The following is a 12,206-nucleotide window of genomic DNA, read 5'->3' as shown; positions in this document are numbered from 1 at the left end:
TAATTAGCTAACAGGTTTTAGTCAGAAACCAAGCTAATAGCGTAGTTGTCGTACTCTTTAATGCTGTTCATCACAGTCATCAGTGTGTTGTGCTTGCTGTTTTCATCTGCTTTTATAAGCACAGAGCTTATTTTATATTTAGCTGCAAACATGGCTAAGTTGTTCGACACTTGCTCCAAGTCAATTAACCTCCCTGAAAAGTAAACGCCGTTATTTGCATCAATACTGAAAACCGCATTTTTACTTTGTTTTTCAATACTTGGTTTGTCTAATGGGCGATTTAATTCAATGGCGACGGGTTTAACAAATGAGGTAGTAACAATAAAAAATATGAGCAGTATGAACACAATATCAAGCATTGGGGTCATGTCTACGTCGGCGTTATTTTGCAGTTTAGCTGTTTTATTTTTCATATTGGACCTTACTATTTTAATTAAAGCTGCGGCGCCACAGCGAGGTTTTTAGGATCCTATTAACAAAACTAGCACAGCTGAAAAATAATACAGTTAAATAAATATTCTAATAACATTAAATATTTGTATAAACTATGTTCTGACATGTTACTCAAACAGGTTGAATGATTTTAAAGCAATAAAAAACCCAGCCTATCGCTGGGTTTGTATGGGGAATAATTTACTGAATAGCTAAAATACAATTCAGGTTATTTAGCTTTTTTGCATACGGCTCATTTCAGCATGACAGCTTTGCATTGTAAGAAGTGTTGCAGCAAGCGCGGCTTCACAATCTGCGGGTTGTGGCTTATCCATCGCTTCTTTAATTTCTGCTAGTGTTTTGTCTTCAACTTCTTCCAGCTCACTTACATAGGTGCTGTCGTTGTTTGAGCCAAATGTAGTAAGAAGTGCGGTGTATGCTCTGCGCGCTTCTACAGCAAATGAAGAGCCTTCTTCTCGCTCACCTTGCTCGTTAATAGCATAGGGTTGCAGGCGTTCAACGCTGACTCTGCGTGCGTCAATCATGCGCTGGAATAATGCTCCGATAGCAGGGTCTTTAATATTTTCTTGTGCTTTTTGGTAAAAATCGATACCGCTGTTCATTACTTGAATGATGTCTGAAATATGATTAGCGTCTGTTCCTTGAAGGGTGTTCATAATGACCTCTTTAATGTTATGAATGAAACTTATCATAACTAAAGCAAGGGCCATTCCATTTTAAAAAGGTAATTTAAGTTGCTGATATTTATATGTATATTTTGCTTATTAAAAATGGCTAGGCGAAAATACAATATTACGCCTAGCAAATCTTACAAATAACCGTGTAATAAGTTTATTTTAGCTCATCAGCCACTTCAGCGACTTTTTGGCGAAGCCAAATATGGCTTGCATCCCTGTGTAGCAGTGGGCTCCAGATCATGTCTAACTCAAAAGGAGGAATAGGAAATGGTGGCTCTAAAATTTTAAGGCCGGCATCGTCTAAATAAATATTAGCGGCTTTTGATGGCAAAGTGGCCACTAAATTTTGCTCTTTTGCTAAGTGAATGGCTACATGGTAATTACGTGTAAATGTGGCAATATTTCGGTGTTTCCCAAAGTGGGCAAGAGCTTCATCAACCCAACCTAGCTTTTGCACATCTTTAGGGTCCATACCAACGCCCACACCAAACCCCGTTTTACTCACCCATATATGGCGTGCTTTAAGATAGCTATCAAGGCTGAAGTTTTCAATAATTGGGTTGTCTGCTTTTACAAGGCAGCAAAAGCTGTCTTTCCAAATACGTTTGTGGTGAAACGATTGTGGAAGATTTTCAAAGCGGTTGATTGCCATATCTACTTTACCATTTTCAACATCATGAAAGGTCACGTCACTTGGCGTAAGTATATCTAAAGTTGTATCTGGGGCTTCTTCGTGCAGTTTGCTCAGTAGTTTTGGTGCAAGTGTGCTTGCTGCATAGTCACTGGCCATTATCCTAAATACACGTTTACTTTGGCTGGCTTCAAACTCTCTATTTGGTGCAAGTGTTTCTTCAAGTGTCATAAGTATGCCACGAATAACTGGCTGTAACTCTATGGCACGCTCTGTTGGTACCATACCATCGCTGGTACGAACTAAAATAGGGTCATTAAAAAGGTTTCGAAGGCGCTTTAGGCCGTTACTCATGGCCGGTTGAGTAATGCTAAGTTGATTTGCTGCGCGTGTAACGTTGCACTCTCGAAGAAGTGTATCGAGGTATACAAGTAAATTTAAATCTATTTTGCTTATATTCATGTGTGTGTCCTTGCGCTTACCAGTGATGGATAAAACGCTGTGCTGTCGGGTACGGGTAAATATGATTTATTAGGCCATTTTTTATATTTTGTTGGGCCTGCTTCCAAAAGTTAACATCAATCAGTTCAGGGTGTGTGCTTATTAAAAACTGTTTGTATGTTGGATTGGGTGTTACAAATGTGCAAAGTTGCTCCGGAAAAACGTCTTGAGGGGCAACAGAGTAAGTTTGTTCATCCATTAAGTAATCATCGTAACTTTTCGCTTTAGGTAAAGCTCTAAAGTTCATGTCTGTTAAATATTGTACTTCGTCGTAATCATAAAAAATAATGCGCTTATGTTTACTTACGCCAAAGTTTTTCAATAGCATATCACCAGGAAAAATATTAACCGCTATCATTTCTTTTAAGGCTTGGCCGTATTCCTCTATTGCATCTGCAGCGCTTTCGTCGTCAGCATTTTCCAAAAATAAGTTAAGTGGCGTCATACGGCGTTCAATATACAAATGTTTTATGATCAGCCAATCACCTTCAATGACCATCGACGAGCCAATTGTTTTGTGCAGCTGCTCAAGTAAATTACTATCAAAGCGCGCCAAAGGAAATACGACGTTTGAATATTCTATTGTATCGGCCATTCTGCCAACTCGGTCATGGCTTTTTACGAGTTGATACCTTTTCAAAACTGTATCGCGGCCAAATGGTTTACTCTCACCAAATTTGTCTTTAATGACTTTAAATACATAACCAAAAGAAGGCAGGGTAAACACCATCATCACCATACCTGGAGTACCTGGTGCAATGGTAAATTCGTCATTCGAATGTGCTAAATGATTTAAAAATTCTCGATAAAACTCGGTTTTTCCCTGCTTATGAAAGCCTATGGCGTTATAGAGTTCTGCCATAGTTTTATTGGGCATAAGTTCATTTAAAAAGCGTACCAGCGCAGAAGGTGCATGGGTTTCAACCATAAAGTAAGCGCGGGCAAAGCCAAAAATAACACGCATCTGTGATGACTTAGTGAGTAGGGCATCTAAATATAAGCCTTTATCTTCGTGATGAAGAACAGCAATTATAAACGGCTGAACACCACTTTCAGACACAACCCGTCCCACTATGTAAGCCGCTTTATTGCGATAAAACGCGGTATGTAAAATATCAAAGCGCATTTTCCAGGGTTGATGATGAGTGTCGGGGGCTTGCTTATAAAATGCTTTTACTAGCAGACGAATATCGCGTTCTAAATCAACAAAAGGTGCTTTAAAGTCAAAGTGGTTAATAATGCGTTTAATTGTGGGTTTAAGACCATCAACAACCGGAAAGTAACTTCGGTATTCTGACTCAACAGGAACCGATGGCGCATCTTTTAGGGTGGCTTGTACAAATATAAAATCGTTATGAAAATAGCGTCTATGGTAAAGCCTACAAAACACCGAATTATAAAATGTTTCAGCAAGTTCAGCCTGAGGGTGAAAGCACAAGAACCCTTGATATAACTTTTTAACTTCAAGCCAAAGGGTTTCGTCAAGTTCGTACGAAGGATGGTCTTGCTTTAAGGTATGTATTGTTTCGTTAACGCGCTCATCGTAATAACTAATACGTAAACGGCTAATATCATTAATTGCTTGCCAGTCTTGTTTGGCAAAGGCAAGGGGCGCTTGAGCGGTTATTTTTTGAAAAAGCTGATAGTGCTTTTTAAAGCCAGTTAAAATTAATTCAGCAATACTACGTGGCTGCATTAGCACTCCTTAATTGACACTAGAGTTTATACTCTATTTTGTTAAGGGTATGTTATTTTAAGTTTAAAACCAAGCTAAATTAATTAGGGCTAAATTAATCGATAAACTAAAAGTGCAAATTGTAAGTTAAGTAATATGTTTCTAATTACTTTTTTTGTAACGTTCGATTTTTTTCTCAAGCTTTTTAATGCGTTTGGTGACTGTAGATACTTCTTTTTTATATTCTTTATTTATTAGCTTCAGTTTTTTGGTAATGTCTTTTGCAATTCGCTTTTTATCGTCGTCAGCCAGAATATGATTTAGGCGTTCCTTTTGCTTGTATTCATTACGTTGTTTGTTTCTGTCGAGAATAGCAAGCTTATGGTTGTTACTGCGTAGCTCTGCCTCTAAGCCTTTTAAAAGCTGTTCTCGTTCAAGTGCATTTAATTGTTTTGAATAATCAACATCAGGCCCTGACTCTGTGACATTAGCGGTAGTCACTTTATAAGCTGTCGCTTGGTTATCGCAAGGGAACTGAGAAAAGGTTGTGCCTTTTTCGGTCACGCATTTGTAGTAGGTAGTTGCGTTGCTGTGTGTACTCAATAAAAGAGTACCAAGCACAATAAAAAGGTAAGTAGGTTTAGTCATAATAGCCATCCATGAACGTATTTTTTTGCTAAGCAATTAACGTGTTATAAAACTATAACCTAGCTTGGCATTATCGCAAGCTAGGTTAACATCATGACTATTCAGAGAAGGTTTTTAGCTTTTTAATACTTTGTACTAAAAATGGGATATCTAAGCGTTGTTCAATAGAAAACCCCTCAGCGGCAGAAATATTTTTAAAGTTACCATCTGAGTCTATTAAAGTGATTCGATCTTTTTTATATGCAATTACAACACCTTGGCTGTAGTTAACACCCATGTCGTCTTTCTTCTTGTATAAGTTTACACCGAGCATTGTTTGCTTAGCAATGGCGCTACAATTTAAGTATTTGCCAACGCTTGTTGTAATTAAATCGCTAGGTTGGATAAGCCCATTTACTTCTGCAATATTCTTATCAGAGGTATATAAGGTAGATGTAGTGACTACTTCAGCGTTCTCGCTTGCTAAACTAAAGGCAAAAACATGCGAGTTGTTACGTGGCGCTTGCGCGGCAGCACCATTAATAACTCTAATGGTATTATTGGTATGAGCTTGATCATTAATAAAGCTAAGGCTATCAATACCCATAACTTCAATACTACGGCGCTGGCTTTGCCATGCAGGCAGTATTTGTTCTTGTAAAATAGCGGCTTTGTAAAATGAAGGTAAACCATACACTAAACCAAACAGCGTATCGTCATGGTTAGTAGGCTGTAAAAACAGTTCTGTTTTATGAAGCTCTTTGTGGTTATTTGCAAACTCAACTAGTTGTGCATCAGTTTCAAATACAAATATGTCTACATTAGCCTGAGTAAAGTCATCACACTTTACCAGTGGAGCCGGTGGCTGATAATTAATATTTTGGTTATTAATTTTTACGCTATGAGCTTGGTTATAAGTTTCTATATCTAGTAAATCGTTTTTAGCCAATAAGCTTTTCGCAGTGGTTGGGTATGAAAGCGGCAACACATTGTCTTGCTTGGTAATATCAAATTTTAAGTTAGCGTCTGCCCAAATATGAATACTGTGGCTAAAAGCAAAACAGACCACTAAAAACGAAATTGCATAGCGAGCAAATTTAAACTGTTTTAAGCGTGCCAAATGGTGCCAAGTATAATTGCTTACCACTAATTGAAAACCTAAAATCAATAGTACAATACCGCCCGCAAGAAACGTAGTAAGCGCTGGAGAAGTGGTTAAGCGGTTCCAAAGTAAGGAAATAATTTCAGGCAGGGCTGAAGGGTTTAAATGATAACCCAAGTTAACATATACATAGGCGTCTAACGTTAATAAAGACGCGCCACAGGTTGCAATAACAGCGGCCATGCCACGAATATGGCGTGGGTAAGGAAACACTAAACTTAAAGGAAATACCGTCAGCACAAACGCCAAAAAGGCAATAAAGCTAGTATGGCTAAGCCATGTTACTAGCATGTATGTAATGCCCATGAAGCTTGTTGGTGGCGAGTCAGCAAATAAATAGCTTAAGCTAATTAGTAGCGCTAAACCTATGTTGGCGAAGGTAAACCAATGCCCCCAACTTAGCAACTGACTTGCTTTTGATGAAAACTGATTGTGCTGCGATAAATTCATGCGTTTATTTAACCGACTGTGAAAGTGCTTTTGCAAAGTTCTCAGTTACAGCTTGTCTTTTCCCTGTTGGTACATGCTCTTTTAGGATATGCGTGATAGAATTTCCTAAACACATAAGACTTAAATCAACCGGTGCTTTGTGTTGAGTTAGCACATCAATAAGCTGGTCGACGATTTGTTCTACTTCTTCATTAGAGTATTTTGATAAGATTGGCATCAGTTGGTTCAATAAAATAGTTATATTCCCGTATTTTAACACTTGAGGCGTGAAAAACAAAGATGACAACAGACGTTAAAAAATTAGTCGTTCATTATGTAGACAAAAAAGATGACGATACGCAAATTCACCTTCGCAACGACGAAATGATCATTAATGATAAAGTCGCTGTTTTTATCGAACAATTACACCATGCATTCACGGGCAAGCCAGGTAAAGGTTACTGTGCCTTTAGTGGCGAGAAAAACAGTATTGTTGCGTCGTCTATGCAAAGTTACCGCAATAACGAGCTGGGCTTTTGGCATTTAACTGAGCAAGTATCTACCGTATTAAAAGAAGAGCTAGATAAATACGCATTTAACGAAACAGGCTACTTGGTATTTTGTCATTATCAGTACGTGGCTACGGACTACATGTTAATTGCTATGATTAATATCAAAGAGCATTACTCAATGACCTCTGAACTTGATTTAGCAGCATCGCGTCATCTTGATATTTCTCGTATGCAATTAGCAGCACGTATAGATTTAACGGCTTGGGATACACAACCTGAGGATAATCGTTATATTTCGTTTATTAAAGGCAGAGCAGGGCGAAAAGTTGCTGACTTTTTCTTAGACTTTTTAGGCTGTGAAGAAGGTGTTGATCCTAAACAACAAAGCCAAGTTATGCTAAATGCAGTAGAAGATTACCTATCTGAGCAGCAGTTTGATAAATCAGAAAAAGACGATTTACGTAAGCAGGTTTTTGATTACTGTAACGATTGTGTAACGACAGGTGAAGAAGCAAGCGTAACCGAACTATCAGCGGCTATTTCAAAAGGCGATGACAGTCCGTTTGACAGCTTTTGCAAGGACCAAAGTTACGATTTAGAAGAAACGTTCCCAGTCGATAAAAAAACCGTGACCAGTATGGTTAAATTTTCAGGCTTAGGCGGCGGTGTGAGTGTAAGCTTTGAGCGCAAGCATTTAGGTGAGCGTGTAACCTACAACGAAGCAACAGATACGTTAGTAATTAAAGGTATTCCACCAAACCTTAAAGATCAACTGCAACGCTTTATGGAAAGTGAAGGCGAATAAGCCAAGCGTTCCCACAATAAAGAGATTTAAAGCGTGATATTTATATCGCGCTTTTTTATTGCCTGTCACGCCAATAGTTAATTTAAAGCTAGCTGCTAATTTCGTATCTACAAATAGATTAAAGATCTTAATTGTCAAAGAGTAGTGAATGAGGGGCAAATGAGCAGACAAGTAAAATTCAGCCTTTTTTCATTTTTCTTAAGTGCAGTTTCTTATAAATATAATATTACCACCAAGAACACTGAGCCGCTGCGCGCTTCACAGAGAAGACAATAACCCTTAAATCACTACTCCTTGGCTTCTCCTTCACTTCTCGGTGGTGACAATATCACTTTTTTTAAAAAATTTTGCGTGAGCAAGCTTCACGCCTACAGGGTAAAGTGTAAGTTGATTTTTTAGACGTTGAACTTGATCACGTTAGAAGCGCAGCTTCAAATTTTAAAGATCTTAATTGCACAAAGAGAAGTGAATGAGGAGAAAATGAGCAGACAAAAAAATTTAAGCCGCATTTTCACTTCTCTAAAAGCGCAGCGTCTCTTAATCTCTTTGTGCATATTTGTTTTTAAGGATATAAATCTAGCATTTAAAGCCAGCAAGCAGCCGCCTAGGGGGAAAGTTTGATATTTATTTGTAGACTAAGAGCTTTCTCAAGTTATAAGCGAAGTTTCTTATTTTTTATAAATAAAATAGGACCACCGAGAGCACCGAGGCGCTTCGCGCTTCACAGAGAAGACGTTAGTAATTTGATAGTCACTTCTTCTTAGCTTCTCCTTCACTTAAAACAAAAAAGCCCCGCTATTTAAAATAGCGGGGCTTTTAAATTAAGCGTTATTTACTAATCAGCGCTTAATGTTTTTGTCATCGCAGAACTTGCACGACCAGCAGGTTTAATTGAACCCGGGCGTAAACCACTATCAGGGATAAGTTCACGTTTATCGTGAGCCATAGCCACTGGTACATGTTTTACTTCACTATCTGCTGCTGGAGCAGGTTGTGCCATTGGCGCACTTGCGTGTCCTTTAGTGATCACTGTTTTAGAATTTAAAGTTGCCTCAGCCGCTTTTTCAACTACTGGTGCTTCTTTAGCTTCTACAGGCGTCTCTGTAGTCTCAACCGGTACCACTTCAGCTTCTAAAGCTGGTTCGTCAGCTTTAACTGATTCTTCAGCTTTCACTGGTTCTTCAGCTTTAACTGGCTCTTCAGCTTGCACTGGTTCTTCAGCTTGCACTGGTTCTTCAGTTTGCACTGGCTCTTCAGCTTGCACTAGTTCTTCAGCTTGCACTGGTTCTTCAGCTTTTACTGGTTCTTCAGTTTGCACTGGCTCTTCAGTTTGCACTGGCTCTTCAGTTTGCACTGGCTCTTCAGTTTGCACTGGCTCTTCAGCTTTAACTGGTTCTTCAGTTTTAACTGGTTCTTCAGCTTTTACTTGCTCTTGAGCAACTTCAACTTTAGCTAAATCTTCAACAGCAACTGCTTGTTCAACCTGTTCAGAAGCGTCAACAGCCTTTTCTTCCGATTTTGCTTTAAGTTCTGCTTCGTACTCTGCAGCAGCTTGGTCAGCAACCGGTACAAAAGCAGGGGCTTCATCAGATTTAGTTTCAGCACTTTCACCTTCAGGGCGGCGACGACGCTGACCTGATGCACGAAGATGGCGAGGAGAACGACGCGAACGTGTACGCGTTTGCTCTTCTTCAGTTGCTACAGTTTCATCTTTCGACTCAACAGTCTCAACTTTTTCTTCTTTTACAGGTGTAGGCTTTTCAGCGGCTACTGGCTTTTCTTGAGCTTCAGGCTTTGCTTGAACCTGCGGCTTTTCTTCTACTGCAGCTGTTTCAACAGGAGTTTGTTCAGTTGCTTGTAGTTGCTCAGCATTTTCGTCTTGAATACGTACTTTCTTACGAACGTTACGACGTTGACGACGAACCTTAGGCTTGTGCTCTTTAGGTGCTTCTGCAGCATTCGTATCAGCATTTGCTTTTGCAGGCGCATCTGCCACTTTAACTTGATCTTTATCTGCTTTGTGCTCAGGGCGCTTACGAGAGTTAGAATTACGACGACGCTTGTTGCGGTTTTCGTTCTTCTCTTGGTTCTCGTTTGCTACCGGTGAATTAGTTTTTGTTTCTACTTCATCAGTATTGCGGTCTGTGCGTTGTTTAGAGCGTGGGTTATTGCGACGACGTTGATTGTTATTACGACGGCGATTATCGTTTCCACGGCGCTTATTATTACGTGCTTCTTCTTGCTGCTTTTCAACGGCTTCTTTTTTCTGCTCAGGTGTTTCGCTAGCAAAAATAGATTTAAACCAGTTAGCAAGTGCAGTAAATAAACCCGCTTCTTCTTTAGCGGCTACCGCTGCAGGCTTGGCTGCTGGAGCTGGCGCTGCTTGTGGAGCAGGGCTTGAAGGCATAACAACACCTTTTAGCATAGGCTCTTCACGAACAGGTGCTGCAGGCGATTTTGACATTTCAAACGCTTCTGGTTCAGGCGCAACAACTTGCTCGTAACTTACCGTTTCAAGTGTTTCGTCTTTACGTAAGCGCATTACTTCGTAGTGTGGTGTTTCCATGTGTTGATTAGGAATAATCACTACGTCACACTTGTGATGCTTTTCAATACGGTGAACACTACGACGTTGTTCGTTTAACAAGTAGGCGGCAACAGCAACAGGTACTTGTGCATTTACTTGAGAAGTGTTGTCTTTAATTGCTTCTTCTTCAATTAAACGAAGAATAGATAGAGCAATAGACTCGTTAGAACGAACCGTACCTTGGCCACTACAACGAGGACACACACCTTGGCTTGCTTCACCTAATGAAGGGCGTAGGCGCTGACGCGACATTTCAAGTAAACCAAAGCGAGAAATTTTACCAATTTGTACACGAGCACGATCTGGGCGCGCAGCGTCTTTTAAGCGGTTTTCTACTTCACGCTGGTGACGTGGCGGTGTCATATCGATGAAATCTATAACAATCAAACCACCTAAGTCGCGTAAACGTAATTGGCGTGCAATTTCGTCAGCTGCTTCAAGGTTAGTATTAAGTGCTGTTTCTTCAATATCGCCGCCTTTTGTAGCTTTAGACGAGTTGATATCGATAGACGTAAGTGCTTCAGTAGGGTCAATAACAATTGAACCGCCTGATGGTAAACGCACTTCACGTTGGAACGCAGACTCAATTTGGCTTTCAATTTGGTAATGCGTAAATAACGGTGTGTCGCCTTGGTAAAGCTTAACGCGGCTCATAAAGTCAGGACGAAAACGCTCAATGTGAGCTTTAGCTTCTTCAAAAACACGTGGCTTATCAATTAAAATTTCGCCAATATCACGACGTAAATAATCACGAATCGCACGGAAAATTACGTTGCTTTCTTGGTGAATTAAAAACGGCGCTTTAGCACTGTCGGCAGCTTGTCTAATAGCTTCCCAGTGAACTAATAACGCTTTTAAATCGTAATTTAATTCTTCAAACGATTTACCAACACCCGCAGTACGCACAATTAAGCCCATACCTTTAGGTAGTTCTAAACGGCTGAGTGCTTCTTTAAGTTCGGTACGCTCATCACCTTCAATACGGCGAGAAATACCGCCAGCACGAGGGTTGTTAGGCATAAGTACCAAGTAACTACCAGCAACACTAATAAAAGTTGTTAACGCTGCGCCTTTTTGGCCACGTTCTTCTTTATCAACCTGAATGATTACTTCTTGGCCTTCTTTGATCACGTCACGAATATTCGGACGACCATTAAAGGTGTAACCAGCAGGGAAGTAAGTGCGGGCAATTTCTTTTAAAGGAAGGAAACCATGACGATCAGCACCGTAATCAACAAATGCTGCTTCTAAAGATGGTTCAATGCGTGTGATTTTGCCTTTATATATATTGGCTTTTTTCTGTTCGTGACCTGGGCTTTCTATATCTAAATCATATAGGCGCTGGCCATCAACCAGTGCTACGCGCATTTCTTCTTGCTGCGTTGCATTGATTAGCATACGTTTCATATTGTTACTCTATTAAATTATGTCGCTGACATGACGATGTTTTCTCGCCTGTTCAGTTGTTCCTATTTTTAGAATGTGCAGCCTCACGACTGGGTCTTTAACGGAACGGCTCTGTATTTTCGTAAGCAGTATTTTTTAAATGCTGGCAAACAATAGCGTACTAAACGCTATTAAATTCTTAATGGTGTTAAAACTGTCGGCTTTTCAGCTACGTCTACAAGTTTTACCCAGAAGTCGGCCTGTCATATCAATCTTATTAAATGTCATTCATATTAGGCGCGTAGGGCTCATTAAGTGGGTGAGCAATACAGTGTGATGTATCGCTAAATCCTGGTTTAAGAGCAAAATTCGCTGCCGATGTTAATGAATACTTATTTATTAGATTTTTTTAGTTCTAAATAAGCTGCTTTGCGGTACTACAATAATTGAGCAGTTGCTGAACGGCGCTTTTTACGCCGTCACTATCAGACAAATTATCTGTTCATTGCTTTTTCAATCGCATTAAAAACCACTTCATGTTCAAACTTAACCTGCAATATATTACGCGCATTGCTGTTAGTTGACCGCACGTGTTTACTAGGTATGTATAAAAGCTTTGGAAAACTTAACTCGGATCTGTATGATCGGCTACCCAGAATGTGCATCACGAATGTTTTAATGTGTTAAGTTAAAAAGCACCGTTGTTATTTGCAAATACTAAATATTTGCGCTGCTGATTATCCCACTATTATAACAGTGTT

The 12,206-nt window shown here is 39.7% G+C and carries 9 protein-coding genes; 1 reads left to right on the top strand and 8 read right to left on the bottom strand.

Annotation, left to right across the window (positions count from 1 at the left end):
- Positions 1 to 17: 17 nt before the first annotated feature.
- The 7 genes from PMAN_RS08310 to PMAN_RS08280 all read right to left on the bottom strand — a co-directional run bounded on the left by PMAN_RS08310 (position 18) and on the right by PMAN_RS08280 (position 6,393).
- Entirely contained in the window at positions 18 to 413 is a 396-nt protein-coding gene (locus tag PMAN_RS08310; RefSeq protein WP_006794662.1) for an ExbD/TolR family protein, read from the bottom strand.
- 252 nt (positions 414 to 665) lie between these two features.
- A complete protein-coding gene (locus PMAN_RS08305; protein ID WP_008126367.1) occupies positions 666 to 1,109 on the bottom strand; it encodes a ferritin-like domain-containing protein in 444 nt (147 codons plus the stop codon).
- 175 nt (positions 1,110 to 1,284) lie between these two features.
- A complete protein-coding gene (locus PMAN_RS08300; RefSeq protein ID WP_006794660.1) occupies positions 1,285 to 2,223 on the bottom strand; it encodes a LysR family transcriptional regulator in 939 nt (312 codons plus the stop codon).
- A gap of 16 nt (positions 2,224 to 2,239) precedes the next feature.
- Positions 2,240 to 3,958 carry a bifunctional isocitrate dehydrogenase kinase/phosphatase gene (aceK, locus tag PMAN_RS08295; protein WP_010557303.1) on the bottom strand — a complete coding sequence of 573 codons (1,719 nt, stop codon included), beginning with the start codon at positions 3,956 to 3,958 and terminating at the stop codon, positions 2,240 to 2,242.
- Positions 3,959 to 4,099: 141 nt separating this feature from the next.
- Entirely contained in the window at positions 4,100 to 4,585 is a 486-nt protein-coding gene (locus PMAN_RS08290; RefSeq protein ID WP_010557304.1) for a DUF4124 domain-containing protein, read from the bottom strand.
- Between the two features lie 97 nt (positions 4,586 to 4,682).
- A complete protein-coding gene (locus PMAN_RS08285; RefSeq protein WP_010557305.1) occupies positions 4,683 to 6,176 on the bottom strand; it encodes a DUF3413 domain-containing protein in 1,494 nt (497 codons plus the stop codon).
- Positions 6,177 to 6,180: 4 nt separating this feature from the next.
- The gene (locus PMAN_RS08280; protein ID WP_006794656.1) at positions 6,181 to 6,393 is read right to left on the bottom strand and encodes a YejL family protein; all 213 of its coding nucleotides are present in this window, start codon (positions 6,391 to 6,393) and stop codon (positions 6,181 to 6,183) included.
- A 62-nt stretch (positions 6,394 to 6,455) separates the two neighbouring features.
- Between PMAN_RS08280 and yejK the strand changes: the two genes are divergently transcribed.
- Positions 6,456 to 7,472 (top strand): nucleoid-associated protein YejK, encoded by a 1,017-nt coding sequence (gene yejK, locus PMAN_RS08275; RefSeq protein WP_010557306.1) that lies wholly within the window; start codon positions 6,456 to 6,458, stop codon positions 7,470 to 7,472.
- 835 nt (positions 7,473 to 8,307) lie between these two features.
- Here yejK and rne read toward each other — a convergent pair.
- Entirely contained in the window at positions 8,308 to 11,466 is a 3,159-nt protein-coding gene (rne, locus tag PMAN_RS08270) for a ribonuclease E (RefSeq protein ID WP_010557308.1), read from the bottom strand.
- Positions 11,467 to 12,206: the final 740 nt, after the last annotated feature.

This window comes from Pseudoalteromonas marina, from assembly GCF_000238335.3.
Lineage (GTDB): Bacteria > Pseudomonadota > Gammaproteobacteria > Enterobacterales > Alteromonadaceae > Pseudoalteromonas > Pseudoalteromonas marina.
The sequence above is the reverse complement of the archived record's forward strand: the minus strand, read 5'-3'. Positions and strand labels throughout refer to the sequence as shown.

What these genes read in the sequence shown, in the direction of transcription:
- PMAN_RS08310 (WP_006794662.1), bottom strand. Translation starts at nt 413, where the DNA reads ATGAAAAATAAAACAGCTAAACTGCAAAATAACGCCGACGTAGACATG.
- PMAN_RS08305 (WP_008126367.1), bottom strand. Translation starts at nt 1,109, where the DNA reads ATGAACACCCTTCAAGGAACAGACGCTAATCATATTTCAGACATCATT.
- PMAN_RS08300 (WP_006794660.1), bottom strand. Translation starts at nt 2,223, where the DNA reads ATGAATATAAGCAAAATAGATTTAAATTTACTTGTATACCTCGATACA.
- aceK (WP_010557303.1), bottom strand. Translation starts at nt 3,958, where the DNA reads ATGCAGCCACGTAGTATTGCTGAATTAATTTTAACTGGCTTTAAAAAG.
- PMAN_RS08290 (WP_010557304.1), bottom strand. Translation starts at nt 4,585, where the DNA reads ATGACTAAACCTACTTACCTTTTTATTGTGCTTGGTACTCTTTTATTG.
- PMAN_RS08285 (WP_010557305.1), bottom strand. Translation starts at nt 6,176, where the DNA reads ATGAATTTATCGCAGCACAATCAGTTTTCATCAAAAGCAAGTCAGTTG.
- PMAN_RS08280 (WP_006794656.1), bottom strand. Translation starts at nt 6,393, where the DNA reads ATGCCAATCTTATCAAAATACTCTAATGAAGAAGTAGAACAAATCGTC.
- yejK (WP_010557306.1), top strand. Translation starts at nt 6,456, where the DNA reads ATGACAACAGACGTTAAAAAATTAGTCGTTCATTATGTAGACAAAAAA.
- rne (WP_010557308.1), bottom strand. Translation starts at nt 11,466, where the DNA reads ATGAAACGTATGCTAATCAATGCAACGCAGCAAGAAGAAATGCGCGTA.